Annotated in this window: 14 protein-coding genes; 12 read left to right on the forward strand and 2 right to left on the reverse strand. The window is 43.1% G+C overall.

Annotation, left to right across the window (positions count from 1 at the left end; genetic code table 11):
• The 12 genes from HQN88_RS07125 (at position 1) to HQN88_RS07180 (ending at position 25,007) form a co-directional block, all read left to right on the forward strand.
• Positions 1-981: an ABC transporter permease gene (locus HQN88_RS07125; RefSeq protein WP_246320108.1), complete on the forward strand. Its 981-nt coding sequence runs from the start codon at positions 1-3 to the stop codon at positions 979-981.
• 10 nt (positions 982-991) lie between these two features.
• Entirely contained in the window at positions 992-1,873 is an 882-nt protein-coding gene (locus HQN88_RS07130; protein WP_173109561.1) for a carbohydrate ABC transporter permease, read from the forward strand.
• Positions 1,874-1,987: 114 nt separating this feature from the next.
• Positions 1,988-3,553, forward strand: coding sequence for an extracellular solute-binding protein (locus tag HQN88_RS07135; protein WP_173109562.1), 1,566 nt, complete (start codon positions 1,988-1,990; stop codon positions 3,551-3,553).
• Between the two features lie 188 nt (positions 3,554-3,741).
• Positions 3,742-10,860 (forward strand): CBM96 family carbohydrate-binding protein, encoded by a 7,119-nt coding sequence (locus HQN88_RS07140; RefSeq protein WP_173109563.1) that lies wholly within the window; start codon positions 3,742-3,744, stop codon positions 10,858-10,860.
• Positions 10,861-11,058: 198 nt separating this feature from the next.
• Positions 11,059-11,385, forward strand: a complete 327-nt coding sequence (locus HQN88_RS07145; RefSeq protein ID WP_173109564.1) for a hypothetical protein — start codon at positions 11,059-11,061, stop codon at positions 11,383-11,385.
• The gene (locus HQN88_RS07150; protein ID WP_173109565.1) at positions 11,345-12,457 is read left to right on the forward strand and encodes a carbohydrate-binding protein; all 1,113 of its coding nucleotides are present in this window, start codon (positions 11,345-11,347) and stop codon (positions 12,455-12,457) included. Before HQN88_RS07145 ends, HQN88_RS07150 begins: the two co-directional genes overlap by 41 nt.
• A 118-nt stretch (positions 12,458-12,575) precedes the next feature.
• Positions 12,576-13,430 carry an AraC family transcriptional regulator gene (locus HQN88_RS07155; RefSeq protein WP_173109566.1) on the forward strand — a complete coding sequence of 285 codons (855 nt, stop codon included), beginning with the start codon at positions 12,576-12,578 and terminating at the stop codon, positions 13,428-13,430.
• Between the two features lie 93 nt (positions 13,431-13,523).
• Entirely contained in the window at positions 13,524-14,363 is an 840-nt protein-coding gene (locus tag HQN88_RS07160; protein ID WP_173109567.1) for a sugar phosphate isomerase/epimerase family protein, read from the forward strand.
• A 24-nt stretch (positions 14,364-14,387) separates the two neighbouring features.
• Complete coding sequence (locus tag HQN88_RS07165) at positions 14,388-15,404, forward strand: hydroxyacid dehydrogenase (protein ID WP_173109568.1); 1,017 nt, start codon at positions 14,388-14,390, stop codon at positions 15,402-15,404.
• Positions 15,405-15,749: 345 nt separating this feature from the next.
• Entirely contained in the window at positions 15,750-21,434 is a 5,685-nt protein-coding gene (gene hepB / locus HQN88_RS07170) for a heparin/heparin-sulfate lyase HepB (protein ID WP_173109569.1), read from the forward strand.
• 95 nt (positions 21,435-21,529) lie between these two features.
• Positions 21,530-23,458 carry an S-layer homology domain-containing protein gene (locus tag HQN88_RS07175; RefSeq protein ID WP_173109570.1) on the forward strand — a complete coding sequence of 643 codons (1,929 nt, stop codon included), beginning with the start codon at positions 21,530-21,532 and terminating at the stop codon, positions 23,456-23,458.
• Between the two features lie 247 nt (positions 23,459-23,705).
• Positions 23,706-25,007 carry a heparin lyase I family protein gene (locus tag HQN88_RS07180; protein ID WP_173109576.1) on the forward strand — a complete coding sequence of 434 codons (1,302 nt, stop codon included), beginning with the start codon at positions 23,706-23,708 and terminating at the stop codon, positions 25,005-25,007.
• 68 nt (positions 25,008-25,075) lie between these two features.
• On the opposite strand, the gene HQN88_RS07185 is transcribed toward HQN88_RS07180, so the two are convergent.
• Together HQN88_RS07185 and HQN88_RS07190 are read right to left on the reverse strand one after the other, a co-directional pair.
• Positions 25,076-26,068: a hydroxyacid dehydrogenase gene (locus tag HQN88_RS07185; protein ID WP_173109578.1), complete on the reverse strand. Its 993-nt coding sequence runs from the start codon at positions 26,066-26,068 to the stop codon at positions 25,076-25,078.
• A 39-nt stretch (positions 26,069-26,107) separates the two neighbouring features.
• Positions 26,108-26,917: a sugar phosphate isomerase/epimerase family protein gene (locus HQN88_RS07190; RefSeq protein ID WP_173109580.1), complete on the reverse strand. Its 810-nt coding sequence runs from the start codon at positions 26,915-26,917 to the stop codon at positions 26,108-26,110.
• Positions 26,918-26,945: the final 28 nt, after the last annotated feature.

Consider the following 26,945-nt stretch of genomic DNA (forward strand, 5'->3'; position numbering starts at 1 on the left):
ATGAATAACGAGACCATAGAGGTAGCATCGGTCCAAGTGAGGAAACCTGCTGCAGCTAAGAAGAACAAATCAGGGGAATTAAGTTTCCTTGGATTTGTAAAGAAAAACAATGCCTTGTACATCATGTTGATCCCCGTTTTCATTTATTTTATAACCTTCAAGTATGTGCCCTTGTTAGGCAGTATTATCGCTTTCAAGGACTACAATATTTTCGATGGTTTCCTCAAAAGTAAATGGGTCGGGTTCCAATGGTTCGAACTGATGTATACGAATCCGCAATATGCTCGGCTCATTAAGAATACGTTATTAATCAGTCTTTACCAGATTGTATTTTCATTCCCAGCACCGATCATCTTGGCTTGCCTCTTAAATGAGGTTCGAAACATGGCGTTTAAGCGCTCTGTTCAGACAGTCCTGTACTTGCCTCACTTTTTATCCTGGGCGCTTGTGTATGGATTAGCCTACATGATGCTCTCGGAGCAAAGTGGTCTTGTGAATGACATGCTCAAAGGTTTAGGCTTACCGACCATGGATTTCCTGCAGTCGCCATCTGCTTTTCGTACTGTAGTTGTATCGGCAGGGATGTGGAAAGAGATGGGCTGGAGTACCATTATATTCTTGGCCGCACTGTCAGGGATCAGTCCTTCCTTATATGAAGCAGCCAAAATTGATGGAGCGGGTCGCTGGAAACAATTCCAGTACGTCACATTCCCAGGTTTACTGCCTGCGATTACGATTCTTCTTCTTTTAAAAATAGGAAATGTCATGGATGTAGGTTTTGAACAGGTGTACATCTTCTTAAGCCCGATTACATATGAGGTAGGCGAAATTCTGGATACCTATGCTTATCGATTAGGCATTATGAATGGACAGTTCTCTATGACGACAGCGATTGGATTATTCAAATCCGTTATTGGTTTCGTGCTTCTCGTAGGTGCGAATAAGATTAGTAAATCGACAACAGGTGAAAGCTTATACTAGGAGGCATCTTATGAAGATCAAACAATCCACGGGCGAGAAAGTATTCGATGCCTTCAATCTGATTTTACTTGTGGCGATGAGTCTTATCGCATTGCTACCACTACTACACGTTGTTGCCGGTTCCTTTTCCTCCAATAATGCGCTCATTCAATCCAAAGTTTCCTTCTGGCCTGTTGAGCCAACGTTGCAGCAATTCAAATATGTGATTGCCACGGATACGTTCTGGAAAGCGGGCTGGATGACGGTGAAAGTCGTCGTGATCGCGACAATTCTTAATATGATTTTGACCATCGTAGGGTCGTATCCGCTGTCCAAATCGTATCTGAGAGGCCGCAGAGCTATAATGGTCTTCATCATTTTTACATTGATTTTCCAGGCTCCGCTCATCCCGACCTACTTGGTGGTTAAGGAACTTCACATGATTAATACGATGTGGGCTTTAATCGTACCTGGAGCGATCAGCGCATTTAACATGATCCTCTGTATCACATTCTTCCGTAATCTACCTGAGGAGCTCTTCGATGCAGCGAAAGTGGATGGCATGAGTGACTATCGCATTGTATGGCAAATTGTCGTTCCACTATCCAAGCCGATTATGGTAACGCTGCTCTTGTTCTATGCGGTTGGTCATTGGAACAGCTATTTCGCGCCACTCTTGTACATTAATGACAGACATCTTCAAACGTTGCAAATGTACTTATACTTCTTAATCGCCGCAGGCAGCTCGAATGATATAGCTTCCGCTGTTGCAGGCGATACAGGTGGTAAGCTGCTTCCGAAAGCGCTTGAAATGGCAACTATTGTCTTAGCCACGGCGCCGATCGTCATTCTCTATCCGTTTTTGCAAAAGCATTTTGTGAAAGGGGCCACACTTGGCTCTGTGAAAGAATAAGTCGTTATGTCGACACTTGGTAAATGTTGCATGCACTTATGCGTCCGACATTTACCGCAAGTCTTCATATATAATGAAACACAACAGGGGTTATAAAAAGGGAGGAAATATCGAATGAATTCTTCAAAGAAATGGGTTGGCTTAGCTGTTGCTGTATCAATGGTAAGCGTACTTGGTGCTTGTGGCACCAAAACGGATAGCAGCTCCACGGCAAGTCCTGCTGCAACTGCGCAAGGTACGGAAGCTCCGAAAGCACCAGCTAAATTCAGCATGCTGTTAACAGACAATAATCAGCCAGTCCCTGGTGGAAATCCGATGGAAGATCCAACGATCAAATATATGGCTGAGAAAACAAACACAATCTTAGATATTACGTTCTTACCTGCCGCACAAGCAGATAATCTCAAAAAAGTTAAATTTGCGAGTGGTGAATTGCCGGATGTCATCTCAGATTTTGGCGTTAACGGGGAGTTGTTCGCAAATAACCAGTTGATCCCTTTAGATGAATATATCGATAAATATGGTCCTAACTTGAAAAAAGTTATTCCTAAAGCAGCTTGGGATGGCGTAACACGTGGCGGGAAAATATATGCAATACCAGAATCCTCTGCAGGAGATTCCCAGGTTAATCGGATGTTCTTCGTGCGTAAGGATTGGATGGACAAAGTAGGGATCAAGGAATCACCAAAAACACCTGAAGAATTCTTAGCCATGTTGCGAGCTTTCCGTGACAAGGATCCGAATGGCAACGGGAAAAAGGACGAAATTCCATTATCAGGTCGTGAAAACTTCACTTGGTTAGATACGGTATTGGGTATGTTTGGCGCCAACGCATTCGGTGGGAAATTAGTTAATGGGGAAGTCGTACCATCCAACACAAGCCCACAAATGAAACAAGCGCTTGCCTATGTGAGACAATTAAATGAAGAGAAATTGCTCGACAGCGAATTCATGACGAATAAACGGAATACGTGGGAACAGAAAATTCAGAACGATCAAGTCGGCGTATGGGTTCATGATCCTAGTCTTGCGTGGGATTGGCAAGACAAATTAAATAAAGCGCTGCCAGGCAAGGGTGCAATAGTTGCTCCGCTTCTATCACCTAAAGCTCCTGGTGTAGAATATGCTGGATTCGGGATTTCCGCGTTCAATAAAACGTTTTCTGTAACCAAAAAAGCAAAAGATCCAGCAGCGATTGTTAAATTCTTCGATTGGTTAGTGACACAAGAAGGGCAAGAATTTATTAACTTCGGTGTTCCTAACAATACGTTTACCAAAGATGCGGCAGGTAAAATTACTTATAACTTACAAAAAGATACAGATAATAAATCCGTATTATGGAGAAGCCAAATGTTCAATCTTGCTGGTTGGAATCCTGAACTGAAGAAAGTTCAAGTTGGTGCAGATGCTGTAGCTAAAATGGAAGAATTCTTTGCAGTGGGTAAAAAAGAAGGTCAACCGAACATTTTATTAGGAGCTCCACCATTTAAGTCTACACAACCGGAAATCGGAGAGTTCATTCAGCCAGGTACAATGTTCGTTGAAACTGCAGCTAAAATTGTTTTGGGGAACCAACCTGTTGATTATTTCGATGAATTCGTGAAAAACTGGAGAACGCGTGGCGGTAACGACCTGATCAAGCAAGCTACGGATTGGTATAACGCGAACGGTAAGAAATAGAATAGTTTCTCTTGGAATGTGAGAATCCAGATTCTCACATTCCGTATAATATCATTTTGAAAGTACATCCCCAAAAGGATGAATCAAGTTTACCTACCTATTATTTATAGAGCGATGGATATTTTTCAATAATTCATTTTTTAAATTTAATGAAAACGCTTGCAATAAGTTGGGAGTGTATAAAGTTTATGGAAAAAAAGAAATGGTGGAAGAAGACAATTAGTGGGCTAGTTATGCTTAGTTTGGTCGTTACTTCCTTAGGGGGGGCACTGACCCCAATTGAACACGCTTACGCTGACTCGACCGCGAGTGTATATCCACAGGCAGATGCGTATGTTCTCAGTACATCTCCCAAAATTTCTTATAACTACAGTTTAACCGCTCAGCAATTGCTGATAAGAGAGAATGGTTCTACTAGAAGTGCTGCTTATATGCGCTTTAATGTGAATCCGAGCACGAACACTAGTGTACCTCCTCTTAGCAAAATCAAAAGTGTGAAATTAAGAGTAACGTCAGTAAATGCAACAGCTACTCCAGTAACTACATATGTTTACGGAGCAGCGGACAATTGGAATGTTTATACAGCAACGGATTCATTTGATACGACAGCATCAGGTAACTATATTACTTGGGATAATAGACCTGCCAACACAGGGTTAATTACTTCCTTTCCCGCAGCAGCAGCTGCTGCTGCGACGTCTGAGGTAGACATTACATCCTACATAATTCAAGAGATGCAAGGAGATGGTTTGGCATCCATTTCTCTTCAAGTACAATCTTCAAGTGGAGATGTTCAAAGAAATATTTATAGCGCTGATCGTGGGTCAGACGCTCAAAAACCTGTACTGATCTTCACAGTAGACGATGTGCCTCCGGCTTATCAATCTTCTACAGTCAATGCAAACTTCAAAGACATTCAACTGAACTTCAGCGAACCGCTTGTACTGAACGCAGGAGCAACATTGAAGGATAACGTATACCTGGCAACCAATGGCATTGACTTCTCACCGCTGGGTGAGAACGGTACGGCAACGCTGAGCGGCAGCGGGATTCAGATTAGCTTACAGCAAGGGTTGGTCGGAACAGCAAATAAGATCAAAATTAATGGGGGAGCTTTGAAAGATGCTGCTGGCAATGTCATTTCGACACCTACGATAACAGAAGCGCTAACTGGTCAGCCAGATTCAAACCCGCCTGTATTTAACACGGCTGTCGTGGGCAGCAACGGCAAAAGTATAACATTGACTTATGACAAGCCAATCAGCATGACGGGCACTGCAGCTCAATTGAAGGATAGTGTCACTTTATCTCTTAATGGAGGTACAACATACGCAGCTTTGCAAACCGCTGATAGTGTTTCCATTAACAGCAATCAATTGATTATTACGTTCAATCAATCCCTGTCTGGATTGCAAAATAAAGTGAAAGTGGCTTCCGGCGCACTGAAATCCACAAGCAATAACGTAGTAACTACAGTCGACACGTTAACTGCGATTTTAGGCGGTTTGGAGAATAACAGAACGATTACTGTCTCTGAGGATGCCGGTGTAGACAGTGGTGCTGCAAATGTTAATACCAACTATGGTACTACAGCGGTTTTGAATCTGAAAGAAGGCGGCAACACATTTAATCGACGTTTCTTTATGAAATTTGCCGTAGGTACAGCTGGTGTTTTCAACTCGGCGAAAGTACGCGTGAACTTTGCAGATGCTACAGCCACAGAGGAGCCGTTAAAGCTCTATGTGGTTGGAGATAACTGGACGGAAGCGGGACTCACTTATACGAACCAGCCAGCATACGGAGCTGCTATTAGCAGTACGCAGGTAGGTGGAGCTAACGGTTGGTATGAATGGGATGTTACTTCCTACGTACAGCAACAAAAACTGGAAGATGGTACCGCATCTTTTGTACTCTTAGGTAACTTAAATCCTGCTAATCGCACAGTGAATGCCAAGGAAAGCGGAGCTGCTACTGCTCCACAATTGGTACTAAACTATGATACAATTCCACCTTCTTATTCCAGCGGCACGGTTAGTAATGAGAATAAGACGATTGATCTCCTGTTTAATGAACGTCTTACCAATGCAACTGCCAATCCGAGTACGTTGAAATCGGCAATTACAATTGCTAGAGACGGAAGCAACTTCGTTTCCCTGAACGGTAGTGATCAAGTCTCGCTGGATGGTACGAAGCTAACGATTACACTCGCCAATCGATTGAGCGCAGCTGGCGCGAAGTTCAAGATTGAAGCCAATACCTTGCAAGATGATGGGCAAAATATACTAACAAACAGTGTAACGACGAATGCCCTGTCTTATGATGTTACTGCACCTGATCTCAATTCGGTTTTACAAACGGATGCGCAAGGTAAGATTTTTACGGTGTCAGCGAACGAAGTATTAGTATCAAATATGGCGAATCTTGCTGATTTGAAATCTGCGATTACGTTCTCCACTGATGGTACGAACTTCTTGCCATTGAAGATAGGGGCTACCGAAAATGATAACGATACCGTGGCAGTCACTGGTGGCAAGCTCATAGTAAAACGAGTTTCACAGTTAACCGGCACTACGAATAAGCTTCGTATAGCGTCGAACACGCTTAAGGATGCAGCTGGTAATGTGATTTCAAACCAATACACGTCTGATCCCGTTGTTGCGGATACAAACGCACCGCAAATTCAATCCGTGTATCCTTCTGATTTTAACAAGAAAATTGTTGTTGTGTTCAGTGAGAATATCGTAAATAACTTTGCGGATGAAAACCAGCTTAAACAAGCGATCATGTTTTCTTCGAATGGAGGAGCAAGCTATAGTGCGCTTGGAAATTCAGAGCGTGTCATTCTGAGTGGAAGCATACTTACCGTGATACTTGCGGGGCCTCTTGAAGGAAGCAACTTAAAGATTCGTATTAACGCAAACGCATTAAAGGATGTTATTGGGAATATTGCAACAACAGATCTAACAACAGCGACATTTGCAGCGGCAACTATCGTCTATCCATTTCTGCCACCAAGAAAAGTCGATTTGGAGAAAGCGATGGGCGACACCGTTAATATTACTTTTGGCAACGCGGACGCAGCAGTAGGTTCTGCTGTGGAGCTGAAAAATACGAAGGGACTCAGCTTCCTTGTCGAAGAAATACTATCAGGTGATCGGGATCCCATTTATATCAATCGATATGTGTCGACTGTGAAGAAGATGCTTAGTACACCTGCGAATATGCCCAACCTGCAAGGTGGCCTGGACAGTAGAGGTCAGTCTCCGTTGATCTACAGCATCGGGCTCATGTGGAATGATCAAGAAGTGATGAATATGTTCACAGCTGATGAGAAATCCAAGTTATTGACGTTGTTCAAAGCGGGATTGATTAGTACAGCTTACACGATTAATGATTACAATGAGTCCGGGAATCTTCGTCCGGGGGATCGCCTTGGTATGAACGGGGACGCTAATAACTGGATTGGTACTGGAGTTAACTACTGGGAGCCTAATCTAACAATCTTCTATGCTGCTTCCTTTATTTTGGGCTTGGAAAATGTGAAGGATATCCTGCAGAATTATAATCATGCCTCCTTTATTAATGAGTTGAATGAAAAGGGATTAACCAAAATTAAGGAATCGTTCGAGAAAACGAACAATTTCTCCACTGCAGCTACAGAAGCAGCCAAATTGGCTGAAAAAGGTGTTAAAGTACAAAACACCATTAAACCATCTAACTGGTCTTTCAAAGGGGTATCGTTGGAACAATTCCTTCAAAATCCATTGAAACTTCATGATGCAACACAAAGCAAATCATGGACGCATCCGGCACAAGAAGGTGATTACTTAGGTCAGTTAGGCATGGGTCATGAGTTTGATGCAATCGATTCGAAGGGTTCCAGACAAAGTGCAAGCTATACGGTGCTCGGAATTGACCCGAGTTTGCAGAATACAAGACTTATGGCGTATTTTGGTTATTTGAATGCTCCAGGTAATGAATCCATGGCTGATAATATTACAAAGCTGCAACGTGTTGGCGTTTCGGATTACTATGCCAAAGTCATTAATGGCTACTTCACGCAATCTTCCTACGAGATCGCTATGAGCTACTTGCCAGAAAGCTTCTATATCGGCAGTATGAACTCGATGGGATATTTGAAGCTGGCTTTGTTCAACGACACGTTTAACTATGACGGTGTAACAAGTCGAATTACAGACAACTGGTTGTTGAAAAGCGGCAGCTGGCAGTCGGTTAATGACAGTATCGTCCCGTATAATACGAAGGAACCTGTGTCACACATGACAGGCGCCAAGCCAGTCGATGAAAATGAAAAGCTAGTAACTCAAAGCAATGCATCTGGTAGCGCAGTCATGTATTCCAAGCAAAGCTTTGATAATGTGAGCTACTTTGCTTGGATTAAAGATATGACTGGTGGGGAGACTGGTCTTCTGGCCAGAGTACAGGACGAAAATAATTTCTATCTATTCTCCTATAACAATGGCAAATTAGCTATCAAGAAGAAGTCAGCAGGTACTCTGACAACACTTGCTGAGAAAAATGTAACTTTAAACGCAGGAGCTGCTCATCGCATGAGGGCAATCCTGAACGGAGCTAACTTGGAGCTTCATGTGGATGGTGTGCAGCAATTAACTACGACGGACTCCACATTCGCTGCGGGTGCTGTCGGACTCTATTCTAATCAAGCTAGTGCAAAGTTCGATGGCATACTCGTTCAAAATGCTGGCACTCATCCGCCAGATTTCCAGTCCCTTAGCGTTGGAAATGGGAAGCTGTCGCTGTCGTACACAGCGGTAGAAGGCGTGAGTGCCTATAAAGTGAAATACGGCACTACATCAGGTGACTATACGAAGTCTTTTGTCACGACTATCACTAACCCGGTTATTCCAGGTTTAACGAATGATACGACGTATTATGTGGTCGTTTCCTCCGTCGATCCTTCAGGGGAAAGTGTAAATTCCCAGGAGCGGTCTTTAGCGCCGAAGGTGCCAGACGCAGTCGTGCCAACAATTACAGATATCGTCTCTGATGATAACAAACTCCGGATTAATTTTACAACGGATCCGAAGAATACGTCGTATACACTGAAATATGGCATCAGTTCAGGGAATTACACGAAGTCCATTGATAATATCACTGCTTCAGGTTATCTCTTGACGGTGCCTGTATCGCAAGCTCCTTATTATTTTGTACTTGAAGGCCGCAATGCCAATGGTGCAAGCGCCCTTTCCGCGGAAAAGGTAGCAAACGCGAACAGCACGACGCTGTTCACCGATGATTTTAATGATGGTGAGTATGTCAATGATTGGGTGCTGTCTACAGGCTCTCCTGTCATGGAAAACGGCAAAATCAAGACAAGTATTGGTAACCCGGAGCGACTGTGGCTGACGCAAGGCTCTACCTGGAGTAATTATGCGGTTTCAGCTAAATTCACACTTCCAACTGATGATGTAACGAAGGATGTTGCATTGCTTGGCAGAACTAACACATCAGCAAATTACTATGTGGTAGGGTATAAATATGACAAAGCTGCAAATACAGAGAAAGCAACCTTCAGAAGAAAAGTGAATAACGCATTCTTACCGGACATAACGTACGATTTCACCCTAAATAAGGCATTGCTCGAACACACGTTGAAGGCAACCTTTGAAGGTGACCGCATCAAGCTTTACATTGACGATGTGTTGGCTTATGACCTTGTCGATACAACATTAACGCAAGGAACTGTCGGTATTTTCTCCGTACTTACGCCTGTGTATTTTGATGACTTCAAGGTTGAGTTATTGAATGGTTTAAGCCAGCCTACTAATGTCAACCTATCCACTACAAACGCGACGACGTCAGTAGCATTTAATAAAGTTGCGGGTGCGGAAGCTTACAAGATTAAGTATGGAACGCAGTCTCACACCTATACGAATCAATTAACTGTTACGCAAAATGCGTATGCAGGGACAGAAATTCCTGGCCTTACAGCAGGTACTACCTATTACTTTACAGCTAGTGCAACGAACAGCTTATTGGAAAGCTTGAATGCGGAGGAATATAGCTACAAAGTACCGACGATTGTGGTTCCGGATCCAGGCCCAGGTTCAAGTTCAGGTCCAGGTCCAGTAACTTCAACGCCACCAACACCAGTTGATGGCAAAGTTGAGATCAAGCCAGTTCTTAAGGATGGTACAGCTCAGGCTGGAATTGATACGGCTACGCTCTCCAAAGCATTCGAGCAAGCAACGCCTGATAACAAAGGGAATAAAGTAATTAGTGTCACACTAAGTGAACAACCTGGTGCTAAGACATACAGCTTAGATTTGCCTAAAACAGGCTTCCTAGTTGGAAAATCAGGTAATGGTAAATCCGATAAGGCAATTAGCTTGCAAACGCCAATCGGTACCGTGACTATACCTGATAACATGTTTAAAGCCAATGATGTAAAAGAGACTACGCAAGTAGGTGTGTCCATTGGTTGGGCCGATACCTCACTTATAAATGCCGAAACGAGAGAGAAAATTGGTAATAAGCCGGTTATTGAGTTGAATGCGATGGTAGATGGAAAAGTAGTGCCTTGGAAAAATAACAATGCGCCAGTAACCGTAAGTATCGCTTATACACCAACAGCACAAGAACTGAAACATCCAGAGCATATTGCCATTTGGTATGTCGACGGGGCAGGTAAGATTACGAAAGTACCGGCCAAATATGATGTGTCCACAGGCAAAATAACATTTAAAACGACGCATTTTAGTATGTATGCCGTGGGATATGAGGTGAAATCGTTCACCGATCTCACTCAGGTGAAATGGGCTGAGGGAGCAATTCAAGTGTTGGCCTCCAAGGGGATTGTGAACGGAACCTCAGACACAACCTATAGTCCAAGTGCCAACATTTCCAGAGCAGATTTCCTTCAATTGTTAGTTGGAGCACTTGGGATCACGTCAGAAGTTGAATCGAATTTCGTTGATGTTTCCAAGACCGATTACTATTATGAAGCAGCAGGAATTGCCTTGAAATTAGGTGTTAGCAACGGAGTAGGAAACAATAAGTTGAACCCGACAGCAGCCATATCAAGACAAGATATGATGGTGATGGTGGAACGCGCTTTGCGCATATCGGGCAAGGACTTAAGCAGTGGAGCAGGAGTTGACTTATCCTCATTCCAAGATGCTGGGCAAGTAGCCGACTATGCGAAAGCAAGCTTGATTGCGTTGATTGCTAACGGATTTGTTGAAGGAGCTGATCATCTGCTTAACCCGTCTGGTCAAACGACACGTGCGGAAGCAGCCGTATTAATGTACCGCGTGTATAACTAATCTTAAAGGAATTGCAGGGGACTTCGGTCCCCTGTTTTTATCGCACATACTGAATACGCTTACAATTTATGTAAATGAATGAAAACTATAAAGGAGGTGATGGTGGAAATAGGCAATAACCCAATCGTATGTAGTTCTAGTCACACAGAAGCATGGTCGTTTTGGGAAGCAGTACAAAATTAAAGGAGTGAATGAAGAATGAGAAAATTAGGAAAACGAGTCATCCAGTTATGTAGTAGCCTAGGCATGCTTAGTTTGGTTATTAGTGTTACAACAGCGTTTGCGGCAACCCCAGGATCAGTCATTTTCCAATCTGGTTTTGAAGGCGGTTCAACAATTTCTCAGCTTAATGCGCAGAAAGATGATATTACAGGAACAGATACCTCGTATTCCACCTCAAATAATTGGGTTGCAGATTTGGAAGGCAATGCACAGATTGGCAATTTTGAAATCCAATATGAAGGCGGTACCATGACGGATCGCTATGCCAAAATTATTGCAGATCCCAGCTTATTCAAGCAATAAAGTGCTCCACTATTGGATGAAGAATGGCGTAATCCCAGACGGCAGCTATAACAAAGGACGTATTCAAGCCAATATCTATGATGAAAGTGGCAATCCTCAGCAGTTATTGAACGAAGTGTACTATAAAGTTCGCTTGAAGCTCCATCCTGATATGCAGAAGCTTGAAAGCTACTCTAATGCAATTCCTTGGCTGACATTGGCTGAATTCTGGAATGACGGGACTTGGTATGGGAGCAGTTACCCATTCCGGGTTACATTTGGGTTGAATAAGGATGCGAATGCGGGTTCGAACAAACCGTTGTACTTTGAGGTAAACGCAGAAAAAATGGATACTAATCCCCGAGTTGAATTATGGCAAGCGGAGGCCAAGTCTTTTCCGATTTCGTATAATCAATGGATAACCCTAGAGTTTTATTATAAAAAAGGTAATGCTACGTCTGGCCGTTTCTATGTAGCGGCAACGCCGGATGGCGGCAGCAGACAAGTTCTCTTTGATGTGAAGAATTGGACGTATCATCCCAATAATCCCTCGCCAGTAGGACTGGCTAATTTTAATCCTTTTAAGCTATATACAGGGGATTGGTTGATCGACCATGTTCGTAACAATGGCGGCATCATGCAGCTATATTGGGATAATTTTGAGCTATGGAATGGCTGGCCTCAAGCTGTTTATCAAGCTGAATCCATGATGCTCGGAACCACATCGGGTGAAGCACTAACGAATTCCAGCGATACCAATTGTAGTGGAGGGGTATGTCAGATTTTTGACAGTAATGGAGTTGCTGACTATATCAATTATTTTGCCAACATACCTCATGATGGCAAATATGATATTAAAGTCGGGGTCAAAAAAATAAATACACGAGGTAAATTTCAGCTATCTATTGACGGGGTCAATAAAGGAACTGTACAGGATTTATACTCGGCTACTGCACAGTACGCAGAATTGTCTATCGCGAATGATGTCCAGCTATTGGCTGGTGATCGCAGATTTAAATTTTATGTAACAGGGACGAGTGGCACGGGCTATCAACTCGGTATTGATTATATCAAGGTGATACCCAAGGATTAAATAAAACGTTACAAGCTCGGCATCCGATTTTTGGATGCCGGGCTTTTTTCATATGAGGTGAAATGTTATAATTTCTTTACGATCCGCTTCATCTAGAGAGGGAGAGACGGGAACGAGCATGAGTACTCACCAAATCTATTATTATCGTGATTTTATGGAGAAAGACTTCCCATTTAAAGTGGATTTCCGTATTGAAACCAATTTAAATCAGCAAGCACATGCGCATGAGCATGTCCAAATTTGCTATGTCATGCGTGGAACGTGTGTTCATTATACGGATAATCAGACCTATATGATGACCAAAGGGGATATGCTGGCAATTCCACCGTATGTACCCCATTATTTTGAACCTTACAAAGAGGAGAAGGTCGAACTTGTACAGATTGATTTCATGCCGCTGATCATTGACGAAACGGAAACAGGTTCAGAATCCTCACTTTCGAATCAATATTTTCCGAAAATTCAAATCTCATCCCAAACACAAGACGTTGTAGAGGGGCTTATCTCCAGCATGAGACGGGAGAATGAGCAGAAGCAATCGGGTTATCACTACTTGATCAAAGCGGATTTAATTCGATTACTCGTGACCATTTTCAGAGAAGCCACGAAAGAAGGGCCGTCCACAAGATTGAAGGATTCAACAGGAAGACGGTTGTTTCATGAAGCTGTAAGCTATATTGATGTACATTACGCAGAGAATCTTCAACTCGAGGATGTGGCACAACGTGCTGCTATGTCACCGACGTACTTCAGTTATATGTTCAAGGTGCTGAAAGGCCTACCTTTCGTGCAGTATGTGAATGATGTCCGCATTCGTAAAGCGATTGATTTACTGCGAATGACCGAAATGAGTGTATTGGATATTTGCTTTGAAACAGGCTTTAATAATGCAAGTCATTTTAACCGAATGTTTAAAAAAGTGACAGGGATGACACCACTGAAATACCGTCAGCAATCCGAAGCACATTCCTAAAAAACGTGTGTTTTTTCGTAAGATACTGCATGTAATACACATAACCTCGAGGTATAGTAGACGTATGTCAACTATACTTGGAGGTTATTTCACATGAAATTATCCTTTAGCACACTGCCCTGTGAAGGATGGAGTGTCGATTTACTCATTGCAAGCTGCCAAACCCTTGGTTACAAAGGAATAGAGCTCAAGGAGGATCATCTAAATGCCGTTAGTTTGGCTACACCAGAGGCTGAATTAACCGATATTGCTGCGAAGTTTCGCACGGCAGGTATTACAATTACGAATATTGGAAGCAAAATTATTTTTAACGGTATTGGGCCGGATGAAGAGAAAGCGCTATCAGAACTTAAGCAAGTTATTCGAATGGCTTCTACACTTAGGGCAAAAGGTGTTCGTATTTTCCTAGGAACGTATCTCCGCTTCGTGGAGCAACGTGTACAGCCCAAGGATGAAGCACGAATCATTACGTACGTACAGGAAGCTTGCGATTATGCCAAGGCGTATGGCGTGGAAATTTGGCTTGAAACTCATAATGAATATTCAACAGGGGCAGTTCTCAATCAGTTCCTTCAACGGGTTGATCGAACGAATTGCAAAGTGATTTATGACATCATTCATCCATATGAATTTGGCGAAAAACCTGAAGATACGATTCGACTTCTTGGAGATCGCTGTGCACATGTGCATGTGAAAGATGGTGAGCCATTTGCAGATCCGAAGATCCACGAATGGAAGTACACACCAATGGGAGAAGGACAGTTGCCGCTACACTCGATCGTATCACTTTTACTAGAAAGTGGATATGACGGCTACTTCTCGTTCGAATGGGAACCGAAATGGCGTCCAGAACTAAAAGAACTTAATTTGGAAGTACCATTGGTTTTAACTGATTATGTAACGTATATGAAACAACTTGCAGTGAGCAAATAAAAGCTTGAAGAGGAGAATTACAGGATGAAAACACTACTTGCAATTCAGGATTCCTATTTGAAAGAACTTTTTTTCCATGACTCGGTTATCAAAAAATTGCATGCATTCTCCGATGTAACTTGGTATGAATCTACGGAAGAAGAGTGGAGTTCGGATGGATTAGCTCGCCTGATTGGTGAGTATGATGCGTGTCTGACTTCGTGGGGGACGCCATTTTTTACACGGGAAGTACTTGCGAATGCAAGTAAACTGAAATTTATCGGACATGTGGCAGGCTCTCCTACGTCAGTAGTCGATGAGCGGGCATTCCACCAAGACATTACAGTTGCTACCGCGAATACCGTTTTGGCTAAATCAACAGCTGAAGCTGCCTTCGCATTAATGATGGCGGGAGCTTGGGATTTGCATGGATATAGTACAAGACTAAAGCGTGGACAGTGGGGTAATAACAGCAGAGACACCGTCATGGGTGTATCGAACCAAGTGATTGGTTTGATTGGATTGGGTGAAATATCCAAAAATGTGATCCGCATGCTCAGCGGGTTTCCTGTTCGGATTAAACTGGCTTCCCGTTATTGTACGGAAGAACAAGCTAGAGCACTCGGCGTGGAGTTGTGTTCATTAGAAGAAGTGCTGCAAACGAGCCAAATCATCTCGCTTCACAGCACGCTAACACCATCGACGGTAGGTTTCATTGGGAAACGAGAATTCGCTCTTATTCAGGACGGAGCGTTGTTCGTTAACACGGCACGCGCCAAAATTGTGGATGAAAACGCGATGATGGACGAATTGCAGTCAGGACGTATTTTTGCAGCCTTAGATGTGTATCACGAGGAGCCCGTAGCTGCTAATCACCCGCTTCACAGTTTGGAAAATGTCCTATGTGTGCCGCATATTGGCGGGTTTGCCAGCACGTTCAAAAGGTCCATGGGTGAGTTTGTTGTGGATAACTTACAACACTTTACACGTGGGGAAAAAGAACTCCCTGGTGTAATCTCATTGGAAGAGTATGGGCGTATGACGACGATTAGCCTACAATAATAGAGTAACTTACTAGATCGCTTCTTCGATTCATGAAGCGATCTTTTTTTATTTCATATTTAACATACATTTTGTAAAAATTATACCATTAAACAAATTAGTATAGCGTCAAACAGCCAAAAAGTGGAGTGTTTTCGAGGGTTAGTGAAGTATACAACAGGGTATGACATCATTATTATGAGTATGAAATGAGTCATCTTTATCACATATGAAAGGGGAAGTCGTATAGAGCGTTACCCGGTTAGCGAGAAAAATGTTAAGATAGTGCCTTTTTTAAAAAAAAGAAAATTGTTAAACCACCTAATTAAAGCGCTTACTAAAAAACGGTAATAGGAGGTATGGTTAATGTTAAAGAAACGTTTTCAACGAGTGTTCTCATCTGTCCTAGTTTGTTTAATACTCTTTACATCCATAATCACATGGCCCCCTCAGGTTCAAGCTGTTGCAGCAACCTTCAACCCAGATGTTATTATTGAGGCAGAAGATGGGGTGATTACTGGGAATATGGGCATCTATAATGATGATGCAACTGCGGCCGGAAGCTATATTACGTCAAAGAATAACCCCTCACCTGCTGCGGCTCCCGCCAACACAGACTCCCCGGATGCACTAATTTCAATCAATCTTCCTTCGGCTGCAAGTTATGCCATTTGGGCGAGAGTTTACTCTACGGATGGAGGTAATGACTCCTATTATTTCGCTTACGATCAATCAGCTTATGCGTTAAAAAGCATGACTGTCGTAAAACCAGAGTGGCAATGGATTAAAATGGACACCCTACAATTTACGCAGGGGGCACATGCGTTAAAAATCAAATATCGCGAGAATAATTTCAAAATTGATCGCTTTGTCGTGACGGGTAATTTGTTATATACACCAACGGGCATGGGCGTGAATGTCGCAGACAGCATCATTCAGGAAAACATCTATCCCAATCCCTTTCCTACTCCAACCATAACACCACCGGCTAACGAGCATCCTCGTCTATTTGTGCGAAGCAGTGATATTCCAACGATTAAGGCTAACTTAACCAAAGGTGAATTGGTGAAAGTATGGAGCCGAGTTAACACGACGGCAGCGATGAATGTGACGGGGTTATTAAATCCTCCAGCTTCAGGACAATCCAACTACGATGATTCACAGCGTAAAGTCATTGAGGCCAATGCTCTCTTATATTTACTTGACGGTAATCAGGCGGCAGGACAGAAAGCGATAAGTATTATGAATAACTATATCAATACGGCCATGATACCTATTGTCGGTGATTCGACTAGAGCGATGGGGCAAGTCATTATTACGGCAGCCATGGTTTATGATTGGTGCTATCCAATCATGACGAATGAGCAGCGTCTTAATTTTCGCTTAAATATGGATCGTATCGCACGCAATATGGAGATTGGGTATCCACCACTCGGTCAAGGAGCGGTTGTAGGTCATGGCTCCGAGGCGCAGCTCATGCGTGATATGATCGGTTTCGGTGTGGCTGCTTATGATGAAAACCCGAACATTTACAATATTGCAGCGGGTAGATTTTTCAAAGAATTCGTGCCGGCAAGAGATTTCTTGTATCAATCTAATAGTTACTCTCAAGGGGATTCGTATGGTCCGTATCGTTTCCAATGGGATATGTTTGCTTCCTATATATTCAAACGTATGGGAGCTGGGAATGTGTTCTCAGCAGAGCAGCAATATGTGCCTTACCAATCGTTGTATACGAGAAGGCCTGATGGTCAGCTATTGAGAAACGGAGATTCCTATACTCAAAATTACACAAGCGTAGGTACATACTGGAGTGTTTCTCCATCGTTATTTTATGCAGCTAGTTATTATAATGACCCGTATCTGAGATCCGAATTTAAGAAAGAGTATGACTACAATAATAATATCGTTGAAGATACCTGGATGGTATTGTTCGACAATCCAGATCAACAAAGTGAGAGTGTTGCTTCACTTCCACCATCTAAGTACTTTGGAGAGCCAATGGGTCAGATGGTAGCGAGAACAGGCTGGGGAACAGGTTTTAATTCCAATACAGTTGTCGCTAGTATGAATATTAGCAATTATAACTTTGTCAATCATCAGCACTTGGAAGCAGGAAGCTTTCAACTCTATTACAAAGGTGCACTCGCTATCGATAGCGGTGTTTATCAAGGTACTGGTGGTAAATTCGCGGGCAACCATGATGGCAATTATAATAAGCGAACGATAGCGCACAATGCCATGCTAGTCTATGACCCGAGTGAAGAGTTTCTTTTATACGGAAGTAAAAAGACATCCGATAATACAGACGTCATAAACGATGGTGGACAAAGATTCCCTAACAGTTATAACGAGCCTAGTACAATAGAAGAGTTGAAAGACCCTAGCAAAGGTTATGAGGTTGGGAAGGTTTTGCATCAAGCGATTGGAACGGATGCAGTGAAGCCAGATTTTACTTACATCAAAGGAGATATTACGAAAGCTTATACAAGCAAAGTGTCCGATTATAAACGTTCCATGGTATTCCTCAATATGAAGGATTCAACTTATCCTGGTGCCTTGATCGTGTATGACAAATTAACAGCCAGCGATCCTACTTTTAAAAAGACTTGGCTGCTGCACAGCGTAAATGAGCCTGAAATATCAGGCAATACGCAAACGATTAGGAACGGGAATGGCAACTACAACGGCAAGATGGTCAATACGACGTTGCTGCCTGTGCAAGGAAATACCGATATTACTAAGGTCGGTGGTGCTAATTTCCGTTATAGCTTCAATGGCATTAACTACCCAGAACCTATAGCTAGTGGCAATTCGGATGAATCGGGTTCCTGGCGTATTGAACTCTCTCCGAAAACGCCTGCTGCTACGAATGAATTCTTGAATGTTATGCAGGTCATGGATAATGACGAAGTGAAAGCCCCGCTCCTAACGGAACCCGTTACAAGTGATAAAATTATTGGAGCTAAAATTTCAGATCGCGTTGTAACGTTTGGCAAAGAAAGTCAGCAGTTATCGGGTTCTTTTCAATTTCAAGTTACTGGGAATGAGAGCAATCTCTATTATCTCGTAACAGATTTGGCGCCCGGCTACTGGAAAGTAGAGAAAGATGGCGTCACGGCAACTACACAATATGAAGTCACGCAAGAGAATGGGACTATTTATTATAAAGGGGCACCAGGTACGTACACATTAACTCATTCTGCTCAATTGACATTACCACTCGCTGCAGCAGTTAGTGATGATGACGCCATCGTTGTTGAAAAAATCGGATTAAACATCGACGGTGTTAAGACAGCAATTACACCAGCTCCAAAGCGCATCAATGGTATCCCTATGCTTCCACTGAAAAATGTGATGGAAAAACTAGGTGCCAGAGTGAATGAGGATGTGGCAGCCAGAACCGCTACAATTATCAAGTTGGGTAAAGCAATTACGTTGAATGCCGATAGTAAAGAAATAACTAAGAATGGTGTATCCCATCAATTAACTCAAAATGTTGTGATTTTGGATGACGCATTCTACGTCCCTACGGATCTCATTAAGCAATCGGGATGGGGAACGGCTGATTGGGATGAGTATTATGTAAGTTTTAATATCAAATCGATACGTCCTGTCGATAATAACGGTCTTATTGCCGTTACGGTTAGCGATGGTGGACAATATAACGGTGAGAATACGATAGATCTAGACGCTTCCAGCATTTGGTCAGCTCCCGGAGATAACGCAACAATTACGTACGATCTGGGGTCTTTAAAGCCCATAAGTAAAATTGGGATTGCCTGGTATAAAGGCAATGAAAGAAGAGCGATCTATGAGGTTCAGACATCATCAGATGGCCAGAACTGGGTCACTCAATTTGATGGGATGAGCTCTGGTACAACGAGCCAAATGGAGAGTACGGTATTTGATAATACCATTACCAGATATATCCGAATTGTTGGACATGGGTTTCTGTCGCCGTATGGAACGATTCATAATACGGCCATTTCCGAAGTGACCCTCTATTCAGCTATATCACCTATCGTTGGTGTGAAAGCTAAAAGCACGGATATTACGGATAGTGAAACAACGAAAGCATATGATGGAAACTTCAATACCTATTGGACACAGCAAGGTGTGGATCAATGGATTCAATTTGATCTAGGTGTAACGAAAACGGTTAGCGGCTTCGGAGGTGCATGGTGGAGAGGAGATATAAGACAAGAGATCTTTCAAATTAAGATCTCCGAAGATGAAGAGAATTGGACGACTGTGTTTGATGGGAAAAGCAGTGGTACGACGCTAAACATTGAAGATGTCTACTTTGCACCAGTGCAAGGAAGATATGTAAGGATTGTATGTAACGGGAATACAGCTTCTACGACTGTTCCGAATAATGGTTTTAACTCTTTGGCCGAAGCCGTCATCTATGCGAGTGATGCTAGAACGGTGGTAGCGGAACATTCCGTTTCTGTAGGCGCCATAACCTTCAAAGATGAATTAAACCATGAGATTTCCGCGATACCTGCAAATAGCAGCTTTACTGTGCATGCTGCTGTAGCAGGCAATGTAGATTCTGCGAAAGTAAAGCTGATGTATGCGCTGTACAAAAATAATGAAATACTAGCAATTGGGCAAGTTGAAGACACGCTGCAGAAGGATCAAGTGAAAGATGTTTCACTTGAGATTATAACGCCAGCGGATATTCAAGATCACGCCGTACGTATTTTCGTCTGGGATGAATTAAACAGACCCCTAACAAGCGCAGTTGTATTTCCCAAAGTTATTTCTCATGATGCGACGTTGAGCGGATTGAAAATTAATAATCAGGATTTGGCTGGTTTCGCAAGCCATACAAATGCTTACACATTCACACAAGGAAACACGACACCACCTGTATTATCGGCTACAACGACGCATAACTTGGCCACAACTGTCATCACGCAAGCAACAAGTGTACCAGGAACCGCAACGGTCGTGGTTACGGCTGAAGATGGTCATACCCAAGAAACGTACTCAGTGTCAATCAGCAAGCTAATGGGGACAGCTGCCACACTTAGTGATATGAAGATTAATAATGTTACGGTAGCTGGTTTTAATAAAGACACGTTAAGCTATTCGGTTACTTTGCCTTCTAAAGCGATTCCGACGCTTACCGTTACGAAGACGGATATCAACGCCAATGCCGTTGTGACTTTGCCTACGGTTCTACCAGGAACCGCGACAGTTGATGTTACATCGGAAGATGGATTACAGACGAAAAGTTATTCCATTTTGCTGGATTATGTAAGGTCAACAGATGCTTCATTGAAAGATTTGAAAGTAGATGGAACGATGGTTTCAGGGTTTGCACCTGCAACAACGGTTTATTCGTACACCTATGGGTCTACAGGTACACCGGTATCTAATCCGTTCCCCGTATTTACGGCAACGGCAACGGATCCTAATGCACAAGTGGTCATCAATAGCGGAGGCTTTGGCATTATTAAAGTAACTGCTGAAGACGGAATTACCATTAGGACTTATAAAGTGAATGTTATTCATAATTTGAAACCGACGGATGATAATTTTGTCAATAAAACCAACGCTACTACGGTAGCTGATGCTACTTTGCAACAAATTGGGGCAAAGTACGGCAGCGACACGCAATATGTACTACAGCAATTTGATTTGACTGGTATCACTGGCACAGTAAGCTCGGCCATATTAAACCAAAGAATTAAGGTGTCACAAGGTACATCAACTCCGGGAGTCACATCAGTTGTCTATGCATTTGACAGCAGCGACACGTCTTCATGGGCGGAAACAACCGTGAACTATGCTGCCGTTTCCACCGCTATTACCAGCGCAATCGCTTCACCATCGATAGGTCAATATGTTGTTGCAGCTAATACCGACTGGACTGTACTAAGTCTTGACGTTACAAGCTTTATCAATCAATTCATTGCTGCTGGCAAAACCAAAGTAACTTTTGTTTTTACTGGAACGGTGCAAGGTTTAGATCCCCTTATTGCAACAAAAGAAAAGGGTGCTGGTTATGTTCGACTATACGTGAATATCGTACCTTAAACTAATCAGAATGCTCGAATGTCAGCAGTAGGTTAATTACAGTAGTTGCCTACTGCTGATGCTAACAAACAGGAACGGAATAAAGGAGGAGCACGATGAAAAGAGTACTGATATTTATGATGATTCTTTCAATGAGCCTGGCTCTTTTACCAATCAGTTCTTTGGCTGCAACGATTGCAACTACAACGGTTACTTATGATGCAGATTCAAGAAATATAACGGTAGAAGGGAACCTTTCATCTGGTAGTGGAAAGTCGGTTACATTGACAGTGTTAGATCCAAGTAATTCGGTTGTCATCGTTGATGAAATAATGAGTGGTTCCAACGGCGACTTCCGTTTTGTGAATTCGTTAACGGCGAACGCACAAGATGGTGTATACCATGTAACGGTAAGCGGTGAGGGAGTCACAAGCTTATTGAATAAGACTTTTACAGTAGGGAACCTTCAAGATCAAATTGCATATCTCAGTGCGTTATCTGTCGGTGGGAACCGAATAACAGGATTTGATCCTGAGAAAACTGCGTATCAAGTCAACGTCGCGTCCTCAACTACAAATACTACGATTACTGCGACTTTAGAGCAGAGTTTAGCGACCTTGGAGATTAATAACATAGCGACTGCTAATCAAATAGCGTCTGCACCGATTGCCTTACATGAGGGAGAGAATGTGATACCCATTAAGGTAACTTCAAAGGATGGCTCGAATGTTAAGCAGTATACGGTTAAGGTTATTAAACCAACGACACCGGTAACGGATCCAAATCCAGATCCAAATCCAAATCCAGATCCAAATCCAAATCCAAATCCAAGTCCAAATCCAAATTCACCACCCACATCAACGCCAATCAATGGAAAAGTAGCACTCACGCCGGTACTGGCGGGAGCTACTGCACAAACTCAGATTGAAGCGGCAGTTTTAAATAAGGCTTTCGAGCAAGCACCAAAGGATAGTAAAGGAAACCAAGTTGTTACCGTGGCTATCAAAGAAGTTGCAGGCGCGAAGGATTATGCACTGGAGTTGCCTCGGTCAGCGTTCCGGGAAACGAAGCCGAATGATTCACAGTCCGATCGACAAATTGCCATCGAGTCGCCGTTTGGAACAATTACCATTCCAGACAACATGTTTAAGTCGAAGGATCTCGGTACGGCATCTTTAATTACGATTTCCATCGGCCAGGTAGATACCTCCGGATGGAAGGCCAATTTGAAGGAGCAAATCGGAAACAAACCTGTTGTGGAACTGAATGCTTACCTTGACGACAAGTTAGTTTCATGGAAAAACAATCAAGCTCCAGTTACGGTAAGTGTGGCTTACACACCGACAATAGAGGAGCTAAAACATCCTGAACATATCGTCATTTGGTATGTAGATGGAGAAGGCAAGATTAATAAGGTGCCATCTGGCAAATATCATGCAGGAACAGGTAAAGTAACCTTTACGACGACACATTTTAGTAGCTATGCGGTGGCATTTGACATCAAAACATTTGCGGATATCGGGCAGTTTACTTGGGCCAAAACGCAGATTGAGGTATTGGCATCCAAAGGAATTGTGAATGGCACAACAGAAACAACCTTTGCACCTGGTGCTTATGTGACAAGAGCGGATTTCTTACAGCTGCTGGTTGGCGCATTGGGAATAAATGCTGATTTCGATGCTAGTTTCGATGATGTTACGTCGGTAGATTATTACTATGAAGCTGCGGGGATTGCAAAGGCTCTCGGAATTAGTAATGGTGTAGGTGGTAACAAGCTGAATCCGAAGGATCTCATTTCTAGACAAGATATGATGGTTATGGTGGAGAGAGCGATGAGAATCGCAGGGAAAGATCTGAGTGGTGCGAAAGCGATAGAACTCAATCGCTTCCAAGATGCAGCCACACTTTCTGACTATGCGAAGGACAGTCTCTTTGCACTGCTTCGAAATGGTTTGATTGAAGGGGATGGGGAACGCTTGAATCCAGCAAGTCATACATCTCGAGCAGAAGCTGCCGTCCTACTGTACCGCGTGTACAATCAGTAGAATTCCATCAATGAAGGATCGGGAGTGAGTGATCAATTCGCTCACTCTCAAGATTTCATGATGTTCATTATAGATACTACACAGAAAGGAGCACTTAGAAAGTAAAACTATATATATGACGAGGTGAGTTTAATGAAGTTGAGCCGAAGATGGCTCATTTAATCGTTCGGTTGTTTTGAAAACGTTTTCAATAATGCGCATCTCGAGTAGAAGCGCGGCGGTAGCACAAAAAAGAGGAGTGATAAATATGAAAGCACCACAAAGTGCTAAGAAGTTTTTGTCCATGGTTTTAGTTGTATGTATCATGTGCATTTGTTGTTCATTATTAGCCCCCAATACAACGCTGGCCGGAACGCTTGATGCTTATATTGATGCGGAAGCCGCATCCGTAAATGCCGGTAATGATGTAACTGATAATGGTTTAACCTATTGGGGATATGAGCAAGGCACCTACTTGGCACCAGCTATAACAACGGCTCAAAAACGTGCTGGTTCCAACTCGATTAAATACGAAATTGCCAGTGATAGCTCAACGAATGGTGTACCTTATGATCGAGACAGAATAGAAAATTATGTTGAGTTGAACCGAAGTGACTATCCTGGTCTGAACCATAATATTTGGCAGACAACAAAGTATCTTGGGTTAAGTGTATATATTCCAAGCGATTTTATTACGCCATCCGACTGGTTTGTTTTCTATCAAATTAAACAACATGACGGCAGTATAAACCCTTCTCCCAACATTGCATTGGAAGTTGATACCAGTGGCAATGTAAGAGTTGCACTGAGGCACGGAACTGGAAATCAAGACTCGAGCACGGTTACAACATTTACCAACATTGGAACACTGGCAAGTTTTAAAGGTAAATGGGTCGATTTTGTCATCAAATTTAAAATAACGACAGGATCAGATGGGATTGCTCAAGTGTGGAAAAAATTATCAACTGAAACCACGTATACGAATGTCGTTAATTATAGTGGAATGACAGGATTTACAGCGTGCAGTACCACTTCGTTTGAAATAAAAGGCGGTATCTATCGAGCTGTAATGCCAATTAATCATAAGCTATATTTGGATGAAATCCGTTATGGCAATGCGATCAATGATGTGAAATTTCCTGGCACGACGATCAATGAAGGAGGGACTGGTACGTATTCCTTCCAAGCTGCAGCGGCTTCGTCACAGAGCGGTTTCTCTCCATGGGCAGTTGTCAATGATGCAGGAGCACCTAGCGGCAAATATATTCATGCTCCTGGTTTAAACAGCACAGTATCAGCACCAGCAACCGGCCAAGCTGTTTATAATTTTTACCGTCCAACTGCGGGTAATGCGACCCTTTCTGCGACAATACTTGCCCCAGATTTAGCATCGGATTCTTTCTGGTACAAAATTGACAATGGCAGTTGGGTAGTTTGGTATGCGCCATCTGTCAGCAGCAATTGGCAAACGTTAACGAAAACGATTACCGGCTTATCAAGTGGAAATCACACGGTAACGATTGCCTATCGTGAAGGGAACATGAAACTAGATTCACTAGGTATCAATTGAAATAAGATGCTAGAAGAAGCTGTACCTACGGAAGTAGCGTAGGTACAGCTTCTTTTTCATTACCGCGACTACCTAGTCATATGTTGAAACTGTTCAAAGGGGACTCGATAGAGAAGCTCATCTCCCCGCCCGAAACGTGCGATTTCCTCAACCATGGTGAGACTTAGCCGCTCTAATTCGACCATACCTGCAACATGCGGCATCAGGACTGCATGATCCAGTGCCATTAACTCACTGGACAGGGGGAGCGGCTCTTGTTCAAAAACATCCAACACCGCATGAATACGTCCTGTTTGTAGTTCTGCAATCAACGCTTGCTCATCAATAATAGCGCCTCTAGCTGTATTAATAAGCAAAGTGCCATCTTTCATAAGCGCTAATCGCTCTTTATTTAATAAATGCCAAGTTTCTTCTGTTTTGGAAGCGTGGACAGAGACGATATCTTGAGCGGATAGGGTGTCTTCCAAGCTGCAAAGTGTGACATTCGGATACGTTTCCATCATTTCCTGGGTAATATAGGGATCATAGATCTTGACCTTGACGTTAAAAGGTTGAAGCATTTCCAAGAGAAATCGCCCAACCGTTCCGAGGCCAATAAGTCCTATTCGAGCATTGAGTAGACTGCGACAAGGTGCGGGATTCCAGATGCCGCGCTTCATTTCAGCTTGTCGCTGCACGATTTGCCGCATGCCAGTTTGCATGTAGGCGAGTGTTCCTTCCGCTACGTACTTCGCCATCACCCGGTTGGCACTGCAGACTTCAATCCCCCTTTCATAAACAGCTTCAGTTAGAAAGGTGGCGACACTTCCTCCTGGCGTTACAATGAGCTTGAGATCCTTGGCTTGGTCAAGGACCTCTTTCGTAAAACGAGGAGCGCCTTGCCATGCCATGACTATGCAGACCTCGATTTGATATAACATCACCTTTAGTTCATCAGGGGTACAGACGGTGCTATGTGGATTTTCTCTCAGGTTGCCAAGTGCTCTAAGTTGTTTGAGAAGCGGTGAAGGGAAGAATTGCTGCTTCAATTTGCCCGTGTGCAGAGATAATAGGATATTCATACGTGACTTCCTCCTGTAACAAATTGACAACGATTGTAGCTATTCGTTCATAAGATTTCGCATATAGGAGATGAAGGCAGGAAGCGCAACTTCAGGGTCGGCAAGGTAAGGCCGCCACAGCTTCTCCCACTTAAACGTTACCCAACCTTGGAAATCATGCCCACCAAGTGTACTTACGTACGCATGCATTGGGATTTCTCCCATCCCTGGTAATACATCTTCATAGCCGTTCTCGTGGATTTGAATATCAGCGACATAGAACTGTTTCGTTATTCCCGTTGCTGCAAGTCCAACGGTCTGTGGATCTTCACCTTGTAGCCAGCAATGGTCTGAAGATACGATTAGCCCTAGCTTGGAAGTCCCACAATGCTGAATGATTTTGGCGCATTCCTGGATATTTAAATTGTTATAGTGATTCTGAATTAACAGTGTTAACTGATTCGAAGTTTGGCCTAAGACCTTTTGTATCACCTCGGTCAGTCGCGCAAGATAAATAAGTGCTTCGGATTGATCCTTTGGTTTCTTACCAAGGCCGATTCGCATGGAGGTTGCCCCCAGCTTATTCGCAAGCTCAATATGGCGTAGCAGGCTCATTTCCATTTGATTCCACGAGGCAGGACCCGATCCCCCATATTCGTTATAGGCCCAGAGACTGGCTAAAGCTATACCCTCACCATTTAGCGTATCGCTCAGCTCTCTCAGCTGCTCCTTCGAGGCATCAAGCGTCAGCTCCCCGGACATTTCAGAAACGCGCAAGTCTATGCCATCAAACTCATGAATTCTCGCTAGCCTTATAGCCTCTACACCGGATAGATCTGGTGTTGCTAGGGTGCTATAACTAAGTTTCATAGGTACTCAATTCCCTTCACTAGGCGGT

The sequence above is a fragment of the Paenibacillus qinlingensis genome (assembly GCF_013204845.1).
GTDB classification, from domain to species: domain Bacteria; phylum Bacillota; class Bacilli; order Paenibacillales; family NBRC-103111; genus Paenibacillus_E; species Paenibacillus_E qinlingensis.